The 22,238-nt window shown below is 70.1% G+C and carries 7 protein-coding genes; 1 reads left to right on the top strand and 6 read right to left on the bottom strand.

The window, feature by feature from the left end; all coding sequences use genetic code 11:
- Positions 1-6: 6 nt before the first annotated feature.
- The 5 genes from GXY15_12970 to GXY15_12990 are packed head-to-tail and all read right to left on the bottom strand — an operon-like array spanning position 7 to position 5,057.
- Entirely contained in the window at positions 7-477 is a 471-nt protein-coding gene (locus GXY15_12970; protein NLV42121.1) for a Na+/H+ antiporter subunit E, read from the bottom strand.
- Positions 474-1,988: a Na+/H+ antiporter subunit D gene (locus GXY15_12975; protein NLV42122.1), complete on the bottom strand. Its 1,515-nt coding sequence runs from the start codon at positions 1,986-1,988 to the stop codon at positions 474-476. Before GXY15_12975 ends, GXY15_12970 begins: the two co-directional genes overlap by 4 nt.
- The gene (locus tag GXY15_12980) at positions 1,985-2,332 is read right to left on the bottom strand and encodes a Na+/H+ antiporter subunit C (protein ID NLV42123.1); all 348 of its coding nucleotides are present in this window, start codon (positions 2,330-2,332) and stop codon (positions 1,985-1,987) included. The genes GXY15_12975 and GXY15_12980 overlap by 4 nt, the downstream gene beginning before the upstream one ends.
- Complete coding sequence (locus GXY15_12985; GenBank protein ID NLV42124.1) at positions 2,332-2,760, bottom strand: Na+/H+ antiporter subunit B; 429 nt, start codon at positions 2,758-2,760, stop codon at positions 2,332-2,334. Before GXY15_12985 ends, GXY15_12980 begins: the two co-directional genes overlap by 1 nt.
- Positions 2,757-5,057, bottom strand: a complete 2,301-nt coding sequence (locus tag GXY15_12990; protein NLV42125.1) for a DUF4040 domain-containing protein — start codon at positions 5,055-5,057, stop codon at positions 2,757-2,759. Before GXY15_12990 ends, GXY15_12985 begins: the two co-directional genes overlap by 4 nt.
- A gap of 311 nt (positions 5,058-5,368) precedes the next feature.
- Here GXY15_12990 and GXY15_12995 point away from each other — a divergent pair, with 311 nt between their 5' ends.
- A complete protein-coding gene (locus GXY15_12995; protein NLV42126.1) occupies positions 5,369-7,516 on the top strand; it encodes a hypothetical protein in 2,148 nt (715 codons plus the stop codon).
- A 236-nt stretch (positions 7,517-7,752) separates the two neighbouring features.
- Here GXY15_12995 and GXY15_13000 read toward each other — a convergent pair whose 3' ends face one another.
- Positions 7,753-22,083, bottom strand: coding sequence for a PASTA domain-containing protein (locus GXY15_13000; GenBank protein ID NLV42127.1), 14,331 nt, complete (start codon positions 22,081-22,083; stop codon positions 7,753-7,755).
- Between the last annotated feature and the right edge of the window lie 155 nt (positions 22,084-22,238).

A 22,238-nucleotide genomic window follows, 5' to 3' on the forward strand; every position in this document is an offset into this window, starting at 1 on the left:
AGGGGCTCATCGCAGCAGCTCCAGCAGGCGGCGCTCCAGCCCGTCCTTGATTTCCCGGCGCACGTCCTCCGGGTCGGTGATGAACATGGCGTGCAGGTACAGCGTCCTGCGGTCCTCCGACACGTCGAGGGTCAGCGTGCCCGGCGTCAGGGTGATGAGGTTCGCCAGGAGGGTGATCTCCAGGTCCGTCTCCGCGTCCAGCGGCACCGCCACCACGCCGGGCCGCGACGTGTGCCACGGGGTGATGATGTCGTAGGCCACGCGGAGGTTGGACACCACCATCTGCCACAGGAACCACGGAAAAAATAGCAGAAGCCTCCGGGTCCGAAGGAAATAGCCGCTTTCGGCCCCGGCCCGTGTCAGCGACAGCGCCGCGTAGGCGAGGACAAACCCCGCCAGCAGGTTGAGCGGCGTCATCGCGCCGGTCAGCGCGCCCCAGAGCAGCGCCAGCAGGATGTTCCACAGGAAGAGGATCATGCCGCGCCCTCCCCGAGGACCGCGCGGATGTAGGCGCCCTTGTCCAGCAGCTGCTCCGCCGCATCCAGCGCCAGCCGCATGCACGGGCCCGCGCCCAGCCCCATGAGCAGCGACACCGCCGCCAGCGCCGTCACGGGGATGAGCATCCCGGCGACGGCCCGGTCGGTCTCCGGGTCGCGGCCCGGCGCGGGGTCGGGCATGCCCTCCGGCGCGGGCTTCCAGAAGGCGTGGGTCCATATTTTGGTCATGGAGTACAGCGTCAGGAAACTGACCACGACGGCGACGGTGAAGACGGTCCAGTGGCCGGTGCGCGCGGCGGCGACCAGCAGGGCGAGCTTGCCAAAGAACCCGGAGAAGGGGGGCAGGCCGGCCAGCGACATGGCGGACACGAAGAAGCACGCGGCGAGCCACGGCCGCGCGCGGCAGAGCCCGCCCAGACGGTCGAGGTGGGTCTCCCCGGTCAGGCGGCGCGCGATGCCCGCCACCAGGAAGAGGTTCGTCTTCACAACGATGTTGTGGACCATGAAAAAGACCGCGCCCGCGAGGCCCATGGCCGAGAAGAGCCCGAGGCCCATGACGATGTAGCCGATCTGGCTGACAATATGGAACGCGAGAATCTTCGGGAAGTCGTACTTCGACGCCGCGCCCAGCACGCCCGTGAGCATGGTGACCCCGGCCAGGGCGAGAATCACCGGATGGGTCCACCCGATGTCGTGCGAGAAGACCAGGGTGAACACGCGGATCAGGGCGTAGGCCCCCACCTTGGTCAGCAGCGCGCTGAACAGCGCGGCCACCACCGTCGGCGGCGTGTGGTACGACGCGGGCAGCCAGAAGAAGAAGGGGAACAGGGCGGCCTTGATGCCGAAGGCGACGAGGAACAGCATGGCGATGGCGGTCAGCAGCCCCGGCGAGAGGTGCGTGTCCACGGCGAGGGAGAGGTCCGCCAGGTTGAGCGTGCCCACGCGCCCGTAGAGGATGCCCGCGCCGGAGAGGAACACGGCGGAGGAGACCAGGTTGAGGGTGACATACTTGATCGCGCCCTCGAGCTGGGGGCGTTCGCCGCCCAGCGCCATGAGAGCGAAGGACGCCATGAGCATCACCTCGAACCACACATAGAGGTTGAAGATGTCGCCCGTGAGGAAGGCCCCGCACACCGCAGCCAGCAGGGCCAGCACCAGCGGGTAGTAGCCGAAGCGCTCCCGGCCGCGGTCCAGGGCGAACAGGGAGTAGACCACGATGCACAGGCCCATCCCGGCGCCCGCGCACACCATGACCGCGGCGAGCAGGTCCGCCACGAAGGTGATGCCGAAGGGCGCGGGCCAGCCGCTGATCTGCACCGCCGCCACGCCGCCGCCGCGCACCCCCGCGAACAGCGCCGCCGCCGCGAGGCAGTGCGCCAGCGACACGCCGAGCGCCACGGCGCGCTGCGCGCCCGGGCTGCGGAAGAGCAGCACGCACAGCACGGCCCCCGTCAGGGGAACCAGCAGCGGGAGTGTCAGCGGCAGGCTCATGTGTCGGTGCCCTTCAGCTCGTCCACGTCGTCCGTGGGCACCACCTGGTGCGTCCGCTCCACCAGCGCCAGCAGAAAGGCCAGCACGCCGAACCCGATGACAATGGCCGTGAGGATGAGCGCCTGCGGCAGCGGGTCCGCCGTGTCCGGCGGCGCCGACAGCGCGCCCTCGGCGATGATGGGCGCGCGCGCGCGGGTGAGGCCGCCCGCCGTGAAGATCAGCAGGTTCGCGCCGTGGCCGAGCAGGGCCAGCCCGAGGATGATCTTCACCACATTGCGCTGCAGCAGCAGGTACACGCCCGCCGCGTACAGCCCGCCGACCACCGCCGCGAAGAGAAGCTCCATCACGGTTCCCCCCGGTCCACGTCGGCCATGGAGAAAATGATGAGCAGCGACACGCCGACGACGTCCAGGCACACCCCGGCGTCGAACAGCAGCGGCGTCCCCAGGGCCGCCACGCCCCCGCCGGGAAGCGGCACGTTCACCCAGTACGCCGTCAGGAAAGGCTCGCCCGCCAGCAGCCCCACGACTCCGGAGGCCAGCGCCAGCAGCAGGCCCGTGCCGATGAGATACCGGGGGTCCAGCCAAAGCCTCCGCCGCGCCTCGGCCGTGTCAAAGGCCAGCGCGTACAGCACAAAGGCCGACGCGGCCACCAGCCCGCCCGTGAACCCGCCGCCGGGCTCGTTGTGGCCGCTCATGAGCAGGAACACGGAGAGCAGCAGCAGGATGGGGAACATGTAGCGCGTGGCGGAGCGGAAGATGACGGAGTTCACGGCTTCCCCCCCTCCCCGCGCGGCTTCAGATACAGCACGGCATAGGCCCCGAGGGCCGCCAGCGCCAGCACGGTGATCTCGCCCAGCGTGTCCAGGGCGCGGAAGTCCACCAGGATCACGTTCACCACGTTGCGGCCGTGGCCCAGGGACAGGCTGTTGTCCGAGAAATAGCGCGCGAGGGCCGTCGGGTGGTGCTCGTCGGCGGCCACCAGCACCAGCAGCGCCATGACCACGCCCACCGACCCCGCCAGCAGGAGGTTTCCGGTCTGGAAGACCCGGCGTGCGGGCGGCGCGAAGGCGGGCAGGTGGTAAAACGCGAGCACCAGCAGGATGACCGTGAGCGTCTCGATGACGAACTGGGTCATGGCCAGGTCGGGCGCGCCGAAAAGAATGAAGATGATCGCCATGCCGTAGCCCACCACGCCCAGCGCGGCCACGGCGGCCAGCCGCGTCCGCATGTGGACCACCGCGCCGATGGAGACCGCCATGAGCAGCCCCAGCCCGACCTCATGGAAGCGCAGGTGGAGCAGCGCGGACAGGGACCGGCTGTGCAGGATGCGCCCCACCTCGGGGCTGTGGCGCAGGAGCACCGGCGCGGTCAGCAGCACGAGGGCCAGGAAGACCAGGGTAAGATAGCCGCGCAGGTACCCGTGCTGGATCGCCCGCGTCTGCGCGCCCGCCGCCCACACCATCCCCCGCATCCCGGCGTTCCAGAGGTTTTCCGGCTCCCCCGGCGACAGCAGCCGGAACCCGCCGAGCAGCCCCCGGATCCGGTCCCGCGCGAAGAACAGGCCCAACCCGACGACGAGGGTGGCCGCGCTCAGGCCCAGCACCAGCCCGCCGTGCGCGGCGTGCCCGGAGGGGGCCAGGGATTCCCCCAGCACGCCCGCCGCCGCGGGCAGCAGCAGGGCGCGGTCGAGCAGACCCGGCGCGAACCCGAACCCCAGCGACCCCGCCGCCAGCGCCAGGGGAGGAAGCCACAGGGACGGGGACGGCTCATGGGCGTGTTTTGGCGTGTCGAGGGGGCGCCCCAAGAAGGGGCGCACACCCACCGCCAGCGCGACCAGCACAAAGAGCAGCGCGCCCGCAACGGTCACCGCCGCCACGGCGGGCGAGGCCAGCACGGCGGCGTAAACATGCTCCTTGGCCGTGAACCCGAAAAGGGGCGGCACGCCCGCCATGGACAGGGCGACCACGGCCGCCGCCGCCGCCGTGAGCGGCATGGCCCGTCCCAGTCCGGAAAGCCGCCGCAGGTCGCGCTCCCCCGTGGCGTGGTCCACCGCCCCGCCCACGAGAAAGAGCCCGGCCTTGTACAGCGCATGGGCGAAAAGGAAGGCGACCGCCGCATGGACCGCCGCCTCGGTGCCGATGCCGAAGAGCAGCATCATGACCCCCAGCGCCGCCACGGTGGAATAGGCCAGCATCCGCTTGATCACCGTCTGCGCCGCCGCCCGCACCCCGCCGTAGAGCAGCGTCGCGCCGCCGAACACGACGAGTCCCGTGTGCCACACGGCGTCGTCCGCGAACAACGGGTGCATCCGCGCGACAAGGTACACGCCCGCTTTCACCATCGTCGAGGAGTGCAGGTAGGCGCTGGCGGGGGTTGGCGCGGCCATGGCGTTCGGCAGCCAGAAATGGAACGGAAACTGCGCGGACTTGGTGAAGGCCCCCAGCAGGAGCAGCACGACCACCGTGACGCGCGCGGGATGTCCGCGCAGCAGCTCCGCCGACGCGGCCATGCCCGACAGGCCGGTGTTTCCCGTCACCCCGGCGAGGATCACCAGCCCCGCCAGCAGGGCAAGCCCCCCCGCCGCCGTCACCAGGAGCGCCTGCAACGCCGCCGCCCGCGAGGCCTCCTCGTCGTGGTTGAACCCGATGAGCAGGTAGGAGGTGAAGCTGGTCAGTTCCCAGAAGATGAACAGTAGATAGAGGTTGTCCGCCAGCACAAGGCCAAGCATGGACGCCATGAACGCGAAGAGGTACAGGAACCAGCGGCCCAGGAACGGGTGGTTCGAGAGATAGCCGCCGGAGTACACCGTCACCAGCGCGCCGATGCCGGAGATGAGCAGCGCGAAGAGCAGGGACAACCCGTCCGCGCGGAAGGCGAGGCTCACGCCCAGTTCCGGGGCCCAGTCCAGCGTGGACACCGCCCCCCCCGCCGCCAGCAGCCGCAGGAAGTACAGGAACAGTCCGCCGGGGAGCGCCGCGAGGATCCATCCGGTCCGTTTGCCCGCCGCGCCGCACACCGCCGGCGCAAGCAGGGCCCCCGCGAAACCGGACATGACGGCAATCAGCATACGCCTCCTGTTCAGTCTTGATCTGGGGTTGCTCCCGAAAGCTTCCTAAGTGGCACGCTCTTTATAACATAGCGGGAGGGCAAGTTCTATTCCCCGGATGCCCGGGTCAGGGGCGAACACGGACGAGCACGGACTAACACGGACGAAATCAGGCCGAGCCCCCCTCAATTCTCCCTGCCCGGATTCCGGTGTCCGTGTCGGTCCGTGCAGGTCCGTGTTCGTCCGTGATTTCCATGCGCCTGTGCCTGCCGCCGGGCACCGATTCGGGGTATAATCAGGCGCATTAATCCGACATTCCCGGAGACCGGCCCATGGAAGAGACGACCCGCCCCGACATCCCCGAATCCGCCGCCGAGCAGTCCCCCGCGCCCGCCGCGCCCCTCAAAGCGCCGGAGGGCGAGGTGTTTCAGGGGGTGCAGGCCGCTGTGGCCGCCGTGCTGGTGGGCGTGGCCGCGCTGTTGGTCCATTTTTCCGTCGTGCACGTCCCCTTTAGCGGTCCAGGCGATGACCTGCTCTGCGACACGCCGAAGGCCCACGCGCTCCTCACCGCGCCGGAAGCCTTCCCCCTGCTGCCCGACGCCCCGCTCACCGTGCTGGGGCTGTCCGCGGCGTGGCAGGCCGGCGGCGGCGGTGCGGGAACCGTCCGCGCGCTCGGCCTCTTCGCGCATGTTCTGGCGGCGCTCGGCGTCTTCCTGCTGGCACGCCGGGGGCGCCGTCCCGGGTCGGGCGAGGGGATCGCCCTCGGCACCGCCCTGCTCTTTGCCCTTTCCCCCGCCGCCGCGGGCGCGCTGTCCACCGCGCCGGGTCTGGCGCCCGTGCTGGGCGCGTCGCTGGCCGTGTGGGCCATGGTCTGTCTGGACCGCCTGTTTTCCGGCAAGAGCAGGTTTGCCGCCTTCGCCGCGGTGCTGGGCGCGGCCGCCTGCGCCGCCGACGCGACCGCCGCCCTGTTCTTGGTTGCGGCGCTGGCGGCAGCCCTGCCCGCCCTGCGGCACCGTGCGGGGCAGATCGGGTTCGGCGCGCTGCTGGCCATTTTGTGCGCGGCAACGGGCGCGGCCGCCCGCCTGGCCGCGGGCATGCCCCTTCCCGGGGCTCTCGGCCATGCCGCCGGCATCGCCGGGGTGAACCCCGCCCTTTCCGCGTATTACGCCTGGGCCGTCGCGGCCCTCGCGCTGGCGGCGGTGATCCACCGTCTTCCCCTGGGCACCCCCCGCCTCGTCCTCGCTGGGGCGGCGGGCGTTGGGGCCGTCATTCTTGGCGTTTTCAGTTTCCTCGACCTGGCGGCCCGGCAGAACGCCGACGCCGCGCTCCTCGCCGCAACGGAGGCCGCCCCGGACAGCCCCGGCGCCTGGGCCGCCCTCGCCCGGTACTGCGAACGCCAGACGGCATCCGCCAGCCTTGCGGACGATGCGCGCGCCGAATGGCGGGGCCGCGCGCGCGAGGCCTGGGTCCGCGCGGCGGAGACCGCGCCGGACAGGGCTGAATACCGCTGGAAGGCAATCCGCGCCGGCGTTCCGGAGATTCCGCCCGATCCGGCGGAGATCGCCGCCCTCCTCCTGCGCGCGCCGCACGCCGACTGGGCGGCGGACGCCGCGGCCCTTGCCGCCGGCCTGCGGCCCGCCGACACAATGGACGCCCCCGGCGCGGCCCGCGCCGCCCTCGACGGGATGGCCTACGCCGCCCGCCGCGCCCCGAACCGCGCCGACCTGCAGGGCGCCCGGGGCCTCCAGCTGTTCATGGCGGGAAACATGCGGGACGCCGCGCCGCTTCTGGCCGAGGCCGCTGCCGCCCTGCCCGAGGCCCCCTTTGCCTTTGCCGCCGAACCCGCCCAGAAGGCCGCCGAGCGTGTCGCCGCGCTGGAGAAAACGTCCCGCGAGAAACTGACGGCCAACCCGGGCGACCCGGCCGGGCATCTCGCCCGCGTGGAGTATGAACTCGCCTCGGGACGCCTCACCCAGGCGTTGTACCTCGCCGCAAGCACCCACCGCCGGTTCCCCGAGAACGCCGACGCCACCCGTATCCTCGGCATGGTGCGCGCCCTGCGCGGCGAGGCCGACCGTTTTCTCGACGAGGCTGGCGACACCCTTTCCCCCGAGGCGTGGGACGCCCTCACCAAACAGGCCGCCTCCGCCAATGCCTGGGCCGCCGCCCTCCGCTACGCCGCCAAGACACCCCGCGCAGGGGGCGAATCGCCCGGGGAAAAACTCGCCGAAACCGCCCTCGCCCTCCGGCGGCCCGACCAGGCCGAACGCCTCCTCCGCGCCGCCCTTGAGGCCGACCCCGCCAACTGGAAACCCGCCCTCCGCCTCGCCGACATGGCCCGCGACGCCCAGCAGCCCGACGCCGCCGCCGCCTGGCTCGCCGAGGCCCAAAAACGCGGCGCCCCCGAGAGCGAACTCCAGCAGCGCGGCGGCGCCCCCGCCCCCCAGACCTTCGAGCCCGTCCGCACCATGATCCAGTGACGGACACCTCCCCGCGGGGGGGCGCCACAGGCCGGGGCCCGACCGCCCGGAGGCTGGGACTTCGTTCCAGCGGCAATACGGTCCGGGCATACACTCCTCTCAGGCCCAAGGCGCCGCCCTTCCCCGGCATCCCATACCTCCCATGTTTCCCATCGCTTTCGGAGAACCGCCGCCATGGAAAGGAAACGCCCGCCGGAGCCGAAGCTCCGGCGGGCGCGAAATGCGGGACGGTGGGCCTATTCCGTGCGGCGGCGCCCCAGGGCGGCCAGCAGCGTGAGCGCCAGCGCCCCCAGGAACACGTCGCCCAGACGCGACTTGAGGCCCTCCACCGTCATGTCGGCCTTGGAGCAGGTACACCCGCATCCGCAGCCCTTGACCCCCAGCTCTTCCTTGTCCAGCCGCCCGTCATCGTTGAGGTCGAGGGCGTCGAATATGGGCTGGGTGAGGGGGGGATAAACCCCGGCCGCCTCGTCGTACGAAAGCAGCCGGTCCCCGTTCGTGTCGGCGGACCGGAAGACCTCGGCCAGGGCGGCGCGCGCCGCCTCCACGGAGGCGGGGTCCGGACCCGTGGAGACCACCAGGGAAACGGCGCTGCCGGGGGCCGCCTGCGCGCCCGCCGCCGGACTCTGGCTGATGACGGCGCCCGCGACCACGGTGTCGCTGTAGGCCCCGGCGACGCCGCCCACGGTGAGCCCCGAAGTGGCGATGACCGACCGGGCCTGCGCCTCGGCCGTGCCGACCACGTCGGGAACGACCACCGGCTGCGGCCCCTTCGAGACCACCAGGGAAACCGCCGAACCGGCGGCCGCGCTTGCGCCCGCTGAGGGCGTCTGGCTGACCACCTGGCCCGCCGGGACCGTGGCGCTGAAGGACTCAGTCACCGTGCCCAGGGTGAGCCCGGCCCCGCCGATCGCGGTGCCGGCCGCCGCCTGGGTCATGCCGACCACATTGGGCACAATCACCGGGGCGGGACCCTTCGAGACCACAAGGTTCACCGCCGAACCGGCGGAGGCGCTGGCACCCGCGACGGGCGTCTGGCTGATGACCTGGCCCTCCGGGACCGTGGCGCTGAAGGACTCCGTGACCGTGCCAACGGCAAGGCCGGCGCCTGTCAGGGCCGTCGCCGCGGCCGCCTGAGTCATGCCGACAACGTCCGGCACGGTGACTGCGGGCGCGGGACCCTTCGAAACTTCGAGGTCCACCGCCGTGCCGGGAGCAACGGACGCGCCCGCCGCCGGGGTCTGGCTCATCACCTCGCCCGCCGGCACCGTGGCGCTGAAGGACTCCGTGACCGCGCCGACGGCAAGGCCGGCCCCTGTGAGGGCCGTCGCCGCGGCCGCCTGCTGCAGGCCCACCACGTCGGGAACAGTCACCGGTGCCGGACCCTTCGAGACCGTGAGGTTCACGGGGGTGTTTTCGGCGACCATCGCCCCGGCGGCGGGATTCTGGCTGATGACCTGGCCCGCGGGAACCGTGGCGCTGAAGGCTTCGGTTACCGTGCCCAGGGTCAGCTGCGCCGCAAGCAGAGCCGTCTCTGCCGCGGCCTGTGTCATGCCGACGACGTTGGGCACTTCCTTGTCGCCCGCGGGGGCCGGGCCCTTCGAGACTTCCAGGTTCACGGCGGTACCCGCCGCCACTTCGGCGCCCGCCGCCGGCGTCTGGCTCATCACCTCGCCCACGGGAACCGTGTCGCTGAAGGACTCCGTCACCGTGCCGACCGCCAAGCCCGCGCCCGTGAGCGCCGTCTCTGCGGCCGCCTGCTGCAGGCCCACCACGTTGGGAACCGTCACCGGCGCCGGACCCTTCGAGACCTCGAGGTCCACCGCCGTGCCGGGGGCGACGGACGTGTCCGCCGCCGGGGTCTGGCTCATCACCTCGCCCGCCGGGACCGTGGCGCTGTACGCTTCGGTCACCGCGCCGACGGCAAGACCCGCGCCCGTCAGGGCGGTCTCAGCGGCGGCTTGAGTCATGCCGACCACATTGGGCACAGCCACCGGCGCCGGGCCCTTGGAGACCGTGATGTTCACGGGGGTGTTTTCGGCGACCATCGCCCCGGCCGCCGGATTCTGGCTGATGACCTGGCCCACGGGCACCGTGGCGCTGTACACCTCGGTCACCGTGCCCAGGGTCAGCTCGGCGGCCACCAGGGCCGACCCGGCCTGCGCCTGGGTCATGCCGACCACATTGGGCACTTCCTTGTCTCCCGCCGGGGCCGGACCCTTCGAGACTTCCAGGTTCACGGCGGCGCCCGCCGCCACCTCGGCGCCCGCGGCGGGCGTCTGGCTCATCACCTGGCCCAGAGGCGCCGTGTCGCTGAAGGACTCGGTCACCGTGCCGACGGTCAGGCCCGCGCCCGTGAGCGCGGTCTCCGCCACAGCCTGCGTCAGGCCGACGACATCGGGCACCGTCACCGGCGCCGGACCCTTGGAGACCACCAGGTCCACGGACGTGCCGGGCGCGACCTCCACCCCGGCGGCGGGGTTCTGGCTGATGACCTGGCCCGCCGGAACGGTCAGGCTGAACGCATCCGTCACCGCGCCGACGGCGAGGCCCGCGCCCGTGAGGGCCGCCTCGGCGGCCGCCTGGGTCAGGCCGACCACGTTGGGCACGGCCACCGGCGCCGGACCCTTCGAGATCGTGAGGTTCACGGGGGTGTTTTCGGCGACCATCGCACCGGCGGCGGGATTCTGGCTGATGACCTCGCCCGCGAGAACCGTGTCACTGTACACCTCGGTCACCGTGCCCAGCGTGAGCTGCGCCCCGGTCAGGGCGGACTCGGCCTGGGCCTGCGTCATGCCGACCACGTTCGGCACCTCTTTGTCGCCGCCCGGCGCCGGGCCCTTCGAGACTTCAAGGTCCACCGCCGTACCGGGCGCAACGGACGCGCCCGCCGTCGGGGTCTGGCTCATCACTTCGCCCACCGGCGCCGTCTCGCTGAACGACTCGGTGACCGTGCCGACGGCGAGGCCCGCGCCCGTGAGCGCGGATTCCGCAGCCGCCTGCTGGAGGCCGACCACATCCGGAACCGTCACCGGCGCCGGACCCTTCGACACTTCAAGGTCCACCGCGGTGCCGGGGGCCACCGACGCGCCGGCCGCCGGGGTCTGGCTCATCACCTCGCCCACCGGCGCCGTGGCGCTGAAGGACTCGGTCAGCGTGCCGACGGCGAGACCCGCACCCGTGAGCGCGGATTCCGCAGCCGCCTGCTGGAGGCCGACCACATCCGGAACCGTCACCGGCGCGGGACCCTTCGACACTTCCATGTTCACCGCGGTGCCGGGGGCGACGGGCGTGCCCGCCGCCGGGGTCTGGCTCATCACCTCGCCCACGGGCGCCGTGGCGCTGAAGGACTCGGTCACCGTGCCGACGGCGAGACCCGCGCCCGTGAGCGCGGATTCCGCAGCCGCCTGCTGGAGACCGACCACGTTGGGAACCGTGACCGGCTCGGGGCCCTTGGAGACCTCGATGTCCACCGGGGTGCCCGGAAGCACCGACGCACCGGCCGACGGATTCTGGCTCATCACCTCGTCCACGGGCACCGTGGCGCTCCAGGTCTCGGTGACTGTGCCAACGTTGAGGCTCGCGCCCATGATCGCGGTCTCGGCGGCGAGCCGCTGGAGACCGACCACGGCGGGAACGAGAACGGGCTCGGGGCCCTTGGAGACCTCGAGGTCCACCGGGGTGCCCGGAAGCACCGACGCACCGGCCGACGGATTCTGGCTCATCACCTCGCCCACGGGCGCCGTGGCGCTAAAGGACTCGGTCACCGTGCCGACGGCAAGGCCCGCGCCTGTGAGCGCGGATTCCGCGGCCGCCTGCTGCAGGCCGACCACGGCGGGAACGAGAACGGGCTCGGGGCCCTTGGAGACCTCGAGGTCCACCGCCGAGCCGGGAAGCGCCAACGCGCCGGCCGCCGGCGTCTGGCTCATCACCTCGCCCACGGGCGCCGTGGCGCTGAAGGACTCGGTGACCGTGCCGACGGCAAGGCCCGCGCCTGTGAGCGCGGATTCCGCGGCCGCCTGCTGCAGGCCGACCACGTCGGGAACAGGAACGGGCTCGGGGCCCTTCGACACTTCGAGGTCCACGGCCGATCCGGCAGGCACCACCGCGGCCGCAGCGGGATTCTGGCTGATGACCTCGCCGACGGGAACGGTGGCGCTCCAGGACTCCGTGACGGCGCCCACGGCAAGGAAGGCCTCCACCAGCGCCGTTTCCGCGGCGCCCTGCTGGAGGCCGACCACGTCGGGAACCGTCACGGGGCAGCCCGCGAAGCCGGTAAGGTCGGTCTCCAGGTAGTCGGCGGGCACACCCGCGCCCGCGGAGAGCCCCGCGAGCCCGTTCACCGCGTCCATGCCGAGATGGGTGAGGGCAATCCGCCCGTCGAAGTAGAGCTCGATCTGGAAGTTGTTGGAGTTGGTGGTGTCGTAGTTCGGGACATTGCTGAACGTGACGGCCACCCGGTCCACAAGCTGCTTCCAGGAGACGACGCCCTGGAATTCCGGGTCGAGGTCCCTGTAAAGGCCCGCAACGCGGGGCAGGCTGAAATGGTTTCCCAGGGATCCGGTGGCCGAACTGTCTCCGGCGGTGAAGGTGACATACCCGTTGGACCCGACGTAGAAGGTGGAGTACGCCGTCCCATACAGGTAGACCTCCACCCCTGCGGGCAGGTCCACCTGCACGGAGCTGTCATCCGTCAGAGTCAGGGGCGTGCCGCCCGTGGGATCGGTCGGGAAGGACACCGCCGGTGCGCTGCACACCCCGTAGAACAGGGGGGAGCTGTCGGGGGTGAACAGCAGCGTCTGGTGCTGAATGTCCCAGTCATCCGCATCGAACAGCTCTGTGTGGTACTCCCTGCCGATCTCCAGCAGGATGTTCCGGGGAACCGAATGCGTGGTCGCTTCGTTGACGAAACCCACCATGGCCGGATACGTTCCCGCCGGCAGGGCGGTGACGCCGATGTTGAGGGCGACCAGCACCTCCACGGACGTCCCCGGGTCCAGCGTTCCGGAGGTCGGGGCCGCGTCCAGCCAGGTCTCGGAGGGGGTCAAATGCCAGGGCACCGGGGACGGGCCGGCATTGGTGAGCGTGTAGGACGCGGTCAGCGGGGCGAAGGGGCCGCCCGGCGCGCCGCGCGAGCGGAACACCGTGTCCGGCGTGACGCTGAGGGGCTCAAGCACCGTCAGGTCCAGGCTGCGGTACGTCTTGTACCCCGTGCCGGTGTTGGAGAAGGTGACCCTGCCCGTGTAGTCGGCGGGCACGAGGCTTTGCGCCGCGGCGTTGACGGACACCGTCACGTCCACCGTTCCGCCCGGATCCAGCGTGCCGGAGGCCGGGACAACATCCGCCCAGGCGGCATCGGCGGCCGCCTGCCAGGGCACGGCTGCCGCGCCCGCGTTGGTCAGGGTGTAGACCGCCTGCCCGGGGGCGAACGGTCCGCCGAAGTACCCTTCGGCGTCCAGCCCCGTCTCCGGCTGCGCGCGCAGGTCGTCCACGCGCACCGTCAGCGTGCAGGGAACCGTCACGGACGGGTTGCCGGGGTCGTTGTGCTCGATCAGGATGTCCGCCGTGTACACGCCCGGAGCGAGCCCGGCCGCGTCAAAGGTGACGGTCTTGGCGGCGCAGGCGCCGCCGGCGACGGCCCCGGCCGACGGGTCTTGGACCTGCAGCCAATTCTGGCCGCCCGCAGTCCAGACCAGCGCGTTCGCCAGCATGCGCGCGCCGTCCGTGGAGGCGTCCCAAAAGTCGGAGCTAACATCGCTGGAGGGCGGGTAGAAGCACACATCCGCGCGAAGCGCGCCATTGACATCGGCGACCGCCACGAGCGGGTGCCCGTCGGACCATTCCGCCACCAGGGTCGTCCCCGGGTACACAGAGGTCGTGGTGGGCCGGTAGGAGGAACTCCCTCCATTGAACGAGACCACTCCCGTCATGATCGGATGCCCCGGATCATGGACCGTACCCAGGGTGGCGGGGCTGTCGATGGTGGTTGGGCGGTCCATCAGCACGTACCCCCCGGAAACCCACCGGCCCTGCATCATGCAGCTGTTCAGGTTGTCGCCCACCTCGAACACGCTGCACACCACGCCGCCGCCGCCGGCCGCGTAGTCCGCCATGGCGTCGCCCAGGGCGGTGGCGTCGGCGTAGGGCATGTTGCCGTAGACAAGCACTGCGTCAAAGGCCTGGAGTTCGGCCAGTGTCGGCGTGACGGCGCCGAGGTTGAAGGTCGCGACGCTGCCGAACTGCCCGGTGGAGATCAGCTTGGCCTGGACGTCCGACAGATACGCCGTGTCGTCAGCCCCATAGACAGCCACGTTCACGGTGGAGGCCGTGGTGATGCCCGCCTCGGCGGCGGTCATGACACTGGCGACCTGCGCCGGGTCGGACAGGGTGTCCGCCGCCTTGGTCCCGGCGGCGGCGGCATTGCCCGCGCCCTTTATTGACAACGGCCCGTCCAGGATGCCGCTGCGCTCGATGGCCGTGTCCACGGCGGCGCGCACTCGGTCCCCGCCGCCCTGCTTGTCCAGGACCGGTTCGTTGTACTGGACGCTGATGGTGTACTCCAGCCAGTCCTCGCCGTCGTTGCAGAGGTTGAGCGCGGGGTCGAAGGTGAACACGGCCTCCTGGGACAGCGTCGCCTCGAGCGAGGCGGGCGCCTCGATCCGCGCGATGGGCGGGTCGGGAATCGCCGTAAGCTCCACGTCCCGGGTGATGGAGACGCTGGTGGCGGTGTTGGTAAAGGACACCACCGCCGTGTGCACCCCGAAGGGCAGCGCGTTGGCGTTGCTGTTCAGGGAGACCACCACCGACGTGGAGGTGCCCGCCGCCAGAATCCCGGACGAAACGGAGACGTCCAGCCAGGCTTCCGAGAGGCCGACGGTCCAGTTCACGTCACTGCCGCCCGCGTTGTTGAGCAGGTACTCCTTGCCCGTCGGGTCAAAGGGCCCGCCGGTGCCGCCGGAGGAGACCAGAGGCTCCACCGGGCTGACCCACAGGTCGTCCAGGACGCCGTTGCCGCTCAGCAGCACCTCCGTCACCGGCTCGTCCAGGTCGTTGGTGGCGATCAGGACCGAGTCGGTGAACGGCCCCTCGCCGGTCGGGGTGAAGTTGACGTCGAACGTGGTGAATCCGCCGGGATTGAGCGTCAGCGGAAACGAGGGAACCCCGGAGAGGGAGAAGGCGCTCGCCTCCGCCCCGACGGGCGTGATGCGCACCTCGCCAAAGGCGCAGGAGCCGGCGCCGCCAAACCCGTCCACGATGCACACGCCGGCGTATCCTGCGCCGGAAATGTCCGAGTCGGTCGTGCTCCAGACGGGCACGCCGTTGAAGATCACCTCCAGCAGGCTTCCATCGGCCGAGAAACGGACCGTGTTCGGCGCCTCTCCGGTATTCAGTGCGCCGGAACTGGTGCAGCTGAGATCAGTGAATGAGCCGGAAACCACCTTCAGCACACAGTAATCCCCGTCCGGGCTCATCACCAGCACATACCCGGTGCCCGCGTCGGCCCCCGGATTGAACGCGAAGTCGGCGCTGGCGCGCAGGAACAGGCCCCAGTACAGGTCGCTGTTCGGCGCAATCAGCCGCGCGTCCGCCTCAATGGAGCCGTTCTGCATGGTCATGCCCGAGTAGTACGACTGGGGGTCGTTTCCGGAGCCGCTGGAGAGAACATACTCGCCCGCAACCACCTCGGTGCTGCCGGGCTCGGTCGGCACCCATCCGGGGGCGGACCCGCTCTCGAAGTCCTCCGTGTAGGTGAAGCCCACCAACGAGACGCCCTCCAGGGAAAGGTCATGGATGGGATCCACATTGGTCACGGTGATCTGGCCCGTTTCGGTGACGCCCACCATCACGTTGCCAAGGGGCATCTGCAGGTCGTCTGCGGGAAGGACGCTGTCCGTCACTTGGACCTCGCCAGGAAGGGGGATCACCTCCAGGGCCACGTCCCGCGTGGTGGTGTACGCGCTCCCAGTGTTCGCGAAGGTGACCGTGTCCGTGTAGGTGCCGGGCGTCAGGGTGAAGGCTGCCGTGTTGATGGTCACCTCCACGGCGGTGGACGAGAACGCCCCCAGAGTCCCGCCCGCCGGGGAGACCGTCACCCAGGGCTGCGTCGGCGCCGCCGTCCAGGAGATGTCCGCCCCGCTGTGGTTGGTCAGTGTGTAGGTGGTGCCGACCGGGGAGAACAGGCCCCCCTCGTAGCCCGAGGAGTCCAAGCCGTATTCCGGATCCAGCACGAGATAGTCGTCCAGCCCGGTTCCCGTGACGGCGACAGAAACCTCCGGCTCGTCGGCGTCATTGGTCTGGATCAGCACGGACGACGCGTCCGGACCGGCCGCAGCCGGGTTATAGACCACGTCGAAGGCCACCGAGGATCCGGGGGCCACCGTGTAAGGAAGCGTCGGCATGTTGCTGAGGCTGAAAGAGCTGCCCGACGTCTCCATGCCGGCGGGCGCGCCCGTTTCAGCCCTGGGCCCCTTGTACACGGGGAACGCCGAGGCCGGTGGGGCGAGGGAGGCGGAGCCGCCGGTGACAGGGTGCGCGTTGCGCCAGGCCTGCTCCGCGCTGATCCCCGCGCCCGTGGACAGCGCGAACCCCGGAGGGCCGGCGGTCACATCATCGAACGAGTGCACGGGGTCATTCCCCCCGGGGCTGTAGCCGGCAAGCGCGATGTGCCCCGCCGAGGGGGACGGATCCGTCCCGGTCCACGCCAGGGTTTCGTTCAGGAACACGTTGATGGCGCTTCCCTCCACGCTCAATCTGACGGTGTTCGTCACCGGATCCAGCAGCGCCGAAGGTGTCCAGTCCTGAATCCAGGTGAAGGTGGCGCCGTCAAACCGGATCACCCAGAAACTGCCTTCGGCGCTGATGCCGACGCCCAGGGCGGACCCGGAGACCTCCGGCACGAAATCGGAACTGGCGCGGACAAACAGGGCGTGGGTGTTGGTGTTGACGCCGGCCCTGCCGAGCGTGGCCACCACGTCCAGGTCGCTCCAGGATGCCGCGGTGTACACCGCGGACATGTAGTAGGCGGACGCCGTCTGCGCGCGGTAGTGGCCGTCCACCACGTCCCACATGGCGTCCTCGTATTCCACCCATCCCTGGGCGAGTCCGTCGCTGAAATCCTCTCGGTAGAAAGCCCCAAAAAGGATGTCCGAAATCACCAGATCGTGCGCGCCGCTGGTGTTGGACACGGTGATGTTCTCTGTCCGGGGAGACCCCACCAACTGATACCCGTAGGGCATGGCGAGGTCGTCGGCGGGGGCAATGGTGTCCGTCACCTCGATCTCGCCGGGCACGGCCTCCACCTCCAGCGCGACGCTTCGGGCGGCCGAGTAGCCGGAGCTGTCATTCGAGAACGTGACGGTGTCGGTGTAATTTCCGGGCGTCAGGGTGTCGGCGGTGCCGCCGATGCAGACGTTCACGGTGACGCAGCTGTAGGGGTCCAGCGCGCCGGAGGAGGGCGTCACGGTGACCCAGGGCGCGCTGAAGACCGCACTCCAGTTCAGGATGCCGCCCTCATTGTTGCAGATGTCATAGGTCTGGCACTCGGGTGTGAACGGCCCGCCGACATACCCGAAGGCGTCCAGGTCCGTTCCCGTGCTCACCGACATCGGCTCGACAGCGGTCAATTCCACGGGCCTGGTCGAAGTCACCCCGTTTCCGGTGTTCACAAAGCTGACCGTGTCCGTATACGTTCCGGTGGCCAGCGCGGCCGCGTCCGGCGTGAGGGACACGGTGACGGTGACCGATCCGCCGCCGGCAAGGGTGCCCGACGCGGGGGAAACGGACAGCCACGGCTGTGTGACGGCGGCGGTCCAGTTAAGGTCGCCCGCCCCGTTGTTGGTCAGGGTATAGTCCGCCGAGGACGGCCCAAACGGCCCGCCCTGGGGGCCGTAGGGGGAGAAGCCGTCGGACGGGTCCACCGCCAGATCGTCGGCGATGCCGTTTCCGGTGACGGCCACCGCGACCTCGGGCTCGTCGTCGTCGTTGGTGACGATGCTCACCGTGGAGTCCGCCGCCCCCAGACGCTGGGGGGCGAAGGTCACGTCAAAGGTGAGGGCCCCGCCGGGGGGCACGGCATGGGGCAGGGCGGGAAGCCCGCCCAGCGTGAAGGGGGACACGGCGGTGGCCACCCCTCCAGTGGGGGCGGAATCCGCCGATTTGGGCCCGTCATACGCGGGGAAGGCCGATGCGGGAGGTGCCTGCCCGGTGCCGTAACCAGAAACGGGGTGCGCGTTGTACCAGGCCTGCTCCGTGCTGATCTTGCCGCCGGTGCCGGCGATTTCTCCGGGCAGCCCCACCCGCACATCATCGAAAATCTGCACGGGATCGTTCCCGCCCCAGCTCCACCCGCCGAGGGCGACATGCCCGGCACCCGGGCTGGGGTCGGTGCCCGTCCAGGCCAGGGATCCGTTGAAGTAAACACTGATGTCTGAACCGTTCACACTCAGCGTGACGAGGTTGTCCACGGGGTTGAGAAGGGCGGAGGATGTCCAACCCTGGATCCAGGTGATGCTGCCGTCGGTGTAGCGGATGACCCAGAACTCGCCATCCGCCACGCCCACGCCGAGGCCGGACCCAGAGACTTCGGGGATGAAGTCGGAGGTGGCGCGCACAAACACGGACTGGGTGTTCGAGTTAATGCCTGTCCAGCTGAAGGCGACGGAGGCGTCCAGATCGGTCCAGGTGTCCCCTGTGTAGCGGGAGCTCATGAACAAGCTCGAGCTGCTTGACGCGGAATACTTCCCGCCGGAAACGCTCCACCAGGCGTCCTCGTATTCGACCCAGTCCTGGGCCAGTCCGTCTTCAAAGTCCTCCATATAGAGAAGTCCGCCCACATTTATGTCGGAGATGACGAGGTCGTGGGCGCCGTCCGTGTTGCTGACGGTGATCTGTTCGGTGCGGGCGAGGCCGTGGATCACATCGCCGAAAGGCATGGCAAGATCATTGTCCGGGAGAATGGAGTCCGTGACGACGATCTCCCCCGGGATGGCCGTGATCTCCAGGGCCACACCGCGGGCCACGGCGTGCCCCGAATCCGTGTTCGTGAACAGCACGGTTCCCGTGTGGCTGCCGACGGGAAGGGTCTCCGCCGTGGCGTTGAGGGAGACGGTGACGTCGGACTCCGCGCCGGCGGGGAGGGTCCCGGTCGCGGGAGAGACGGTGAACCAGGGTTCCGCCGTGCCGGCGGTCCAGTGCAGGTCGGCCGCCCCGTTGTTGGCCACGGTGTACACCTTGTCCGCCGGGGTGAAGGGGCCGGACACATGCCCGGAGGAGGAAAACCCCTCGCCGGGGGTCACCAGCATGGGGTCGCAGGAAGAATAGGCGCTCAGGTCGCTTTCGACATAGTCCACAGGGACGCCGTTGCCCTCCGACAGCCCGCAGATGGCGTCTGTGGCGTCCATGGCGAGATGGGTGACCGTGACGCGCCCGTCGAAGAACAGCTCAAACTGGAAGTTGTTGGAGTTGGTGGTTCCGTAGACGGGAACATTCTCAAAGGTCACCGCCACGCGGTCGGCGAGCTGCCTCCAGGAAACGGTGCCCGCAGACCCCGGATTCAGGTCCCTGAACAGCCCCGACACGCGGGGAAGGGCGAATTGGTTCTCAAGAGACCGCGAGGACGCGCTCGACCCCGCGCCGAAGGTGAGGTAGCCGTTGGACCCGACATAGAAGGTGGTGTAGTCCACCCCGTACAGGGAGACATGCTGGCCCGCGCCGATGTCCACCTGGGCAAAGTTGTCGTCGCCCACCGCCAGGGCCGTGCCGCCCGTCGGGTCGGTCGGGAACGCCGAGGCCGCCTCCCGGCAGGCGTGGTAATAACTCAGCGACCCGTCGGGCGTGAAAAACAGCGTCTGGCCTTCGAGGTCAAAGTCGGCGCTGTCAAACCATTCCGTGAAATAGTCGGGGCTTTCCGTCGTGGTGAAGTTGAAGCAGCCGCTTCCGGGGGACACGGTCTGGTTGCCCGCGGCGTCCTCCGCCTCGAAGGAGAAGTAGTAGGGCGTCAGCGGCGTGAGACCGGAAAGGGCGAAGGTGTGGGTGGTCCCCGGAGTCCAGTCGGTCATGTCAATGGCGGTGTCGCCGCAGACGGTGCCGCAGAGCACCCGCCCGGTCGTGGGCGTGTCGGTGGTGAAGGTGAGCGTCGCCGTGGTGGACTTCACCTCGAGGGCCTGCTCCCCGCCGATGACCGGGGGCGTGCAGTCCGTCACCGCCGTGACGGTCACGGTCACGTTGGTGCCGCCCATTCCGTCGTCCGCGTCCACATAGGACGCCGTCAGCGTGTCCCCGCCGGCAGTCTGGAGGGTTCCGGGGGCGTTTGCGGCGGAGAGCGGCAGGCTCCCCGTGAAGGTGGCCGTGTGCATGCCGGTTTCGGTGAGCACGACGGTCTCCCCGGCGGGTTCCGTGGTGGAGGCCACGGTCACGGTGACCGTTTCCACCGTGCCGGGGTCCGCGTCCAGGTCGCAGTCGTTGACCGTGACGCCCAGCGTGTCCTCGCAGCGGTAGGCGGCCCGGTCCAGGGTGAGGATGCCCGCGGAGGTGCAGGCATACAGGGCCGGGGAGGCGGCCAGGGAGAACACCTGCGGGCCCGACGGCACGCTGGTGCCGGCCACGCTGATGATCCAGTTCCCCTCGGCCGGGGCGTTCACGAACACCTGCTCGATGTTGTTCCGGTGGTCCGCCTGCGTCTGCACAGCGGGGGCGGAGGGGTTGGCCGGGTCCAGCGTCCAGGGGTAGTGGACGGTGGTTCCGTCGGGGGCGGTCAGGGTCAGGTCCAGGTCGTTGACCAGCTCGGGGATGGTGTTCACCGCGCCGGGCGCGTCGTCCCAGGCGACGGTGACCTTGAGAAAGGGATCGCCCGCCGTCACGGGCACGATGTAGAACATCGCCTCGCCCTGGTCCAGCGAGTCCTCGCGGAAACTGCCGCCGCGCATGAAGTCAATGGTGTCCGTCACGCGGACGGAGCCGTAGCCGAACAGGTAGTCCGGCCCGACGTTGCCCAGGTCCACGGCGTTGTGGGCGAGGAGGACCTTCAGCGTGGAGTTGCGCGGAAGGGGGTCGGCGGGGTGAAGGACCTTGAAATCCTGCAGGATCAGGGCGCACAGGCCGGTCACGGTGGGCGCGGCCATGGAGGTGCCGCACATGGTGGTGTAGGCGGTGTCGCCGGTGGAGCTGCACGAGGTCACGGCGCCGTCGTCGTCGCTCTGGCAGCCGGGGCCGGAAACGTCCGGCTTGATGCGCCCGTCGTCCGTCGGCCCCCAGCTGGAAAAGGAGGTCATGGCCTCGTCGTTGGAGTTCACGGCGCCCACGGTGATGTGGTTCTTCGCGCAGGCGGGCGGCGCGGTGGTGAGGTATTCCGTGCCGCAGCGGCCGTTCCCGCGCTCGTTGCCGTTCGCCCAGACGATGCGCATGGGACTGCCGAGGCTGCCCCGGACAAGCGCGTCAATGACCTGGTCCGTCACGCCGTAGTCGCCCTCGTATTCGCAGGGAAAGCCGTTCGCGGCCGTGTTCGTGCCGATGGAGTTGTTGGCGATCACCGCGCCGTAAGTGTTGACGGCGGCGGTGTAGTCCGCCTCAATGTCGCCCGGGTTGGTGTACAGGAAGGTGCCCGAGCCGTCATCCTCGAAGCCGTAGGACTGGATGGTCACGCCGGGGGCCATGCCCCGGTAGGTGCCGCCGCTGGCCGCGCCGCTGCCGCCGACCGTGCCCGCAACGTGCGTGGCATGGTCGGCCATTCCGGAGGCGTCGCGCACGGTCAGCCGCCCGCCGAAGTCCAAATGCGTGCCCCGCGCCGTGCCGCCGTCGTACACGAGCACGTTCACCCCCGTGCCGTCCAGGTTGTACGGCGCCGTCTGCGCGGCGTCCGCCTGCGTGATCACCCGGTTGGAATTGTTGACGGGTCCCATCTTCGGGAGCACCGGCTCGATCCACTGGACGCAGTCCTCCGCCGCCAGCGCGGCGACATTCGCCGCCGGCACCCACACGACGGCGGCGTTCACGCTGGCGATGGCGTCCTTCAGCAGGCCCCCGTGGCGCGCCACGGCCTCCGCCCCCGCCGTCGCCTGGTCCACGTCCCCATGAAACACCACGCACACCGCGGCGGTCAGCACCTCCTCGCCGCCCTTCTCCCCCGAACCGTCCAGAACATACGCGGGCAGGGAGGCGATGGCGTGTTCCGGCCAGTCGCCCGCCGCCACGCGGGGGTGCAATTTATGGGCGGGATCAATCTCCTCCGCCGACACCAGTCCGGCGGCCGTCGCCGCGTCCGCCGCCTTGTCCGCCCCCGAAAGCGCCGCGAAATAGGCGTTGCTCCCCAGATAGGCGAGCAGTGTCACGCCCCTTGCTTCAAGCTGTTGACGGACGCCGGGGGCCAGCGGCGCGGCGAACTGAAGCACCACATGACGCGGCGCCGGATTTGCCAGCACGGCCGCAGGGGAACCGGCCGCCTTCTGCGCGGCGGCGTTCTTCCACTCGATCGGCCCCGGAGAGGCGCCCTGCGCCGCCGCGGGAAGCGGCATGGCCGCCATGGCCGCTGTGAGGACCAGCACAAAAGACAAACTCCGTCCGAGAATACCCATGACCGTTCTCCCTACATTGCACAATCCGCGAGACAGACTGGCGTGACGGAACCGAACCGACACACCAGGCACTTATGGGAATCTTACTCTGCAATCGGGAAAAAGGCAAAAAAAAACTGCGTCTTCCCGCCTGGATGCCCCCTCCCCGCCAACCG

The organism is Candidatus Hydrogenedentota bacterium, from assembly GCA_012730045.1.
Taxonomy (GTDB): domain Bacteria; phylum Hydrogenedentota; class Hydrogenedentia; order Hydrogenedentales; family CAITNO01; genus JAAYBR01.

Bases quoted from the DNA above. Each gene is read 5' to 3' on its own strand.
- GXY15_12970 (NLV42121.1), bottom strand. From the start codon at position 477: ATGATCCTCTTCCTGTGGAACATCCTGCTGGCGCTGCTCTGGGGCGCG.
- GXY15_12975 (NLV42122.1), bottom strand. From the start codon at position 1,988: ATGAGCCTGCCGCTGACACTCCCGCTGCTGGTTCCCCTGACGGGGGCC.
- GXY15_12980 (NLV42123.1), bottom strand. From the start codon at position 2,332: ATGGAGCTTCTCTTCGCGGCGGTGGTCGGCGGGCTGTACGCGGCGGGC.
- GXY15_12990 (NLV42125.1), bottom strand. From the start codon at position 5,057: ATGCTGATTGCCGTCATGTCCGGTTTCGCGGGGGCCCTGCTTGCGCCG.
- GXY15_12995 (NLV42126.1), top strand. From the start codon at position 5,369: ATGGAAGAGACGACCCGCCCCGACATCCCCGAATCCGCCGCCGAGCAG.
- GXY15_13000 (NLV42127.1), bottom strand. From the start codon at position 22,083: ATGGGTATTCTCGGACGGAGTTTGTCTTTTGTGCTGGTCCTCACAGCG.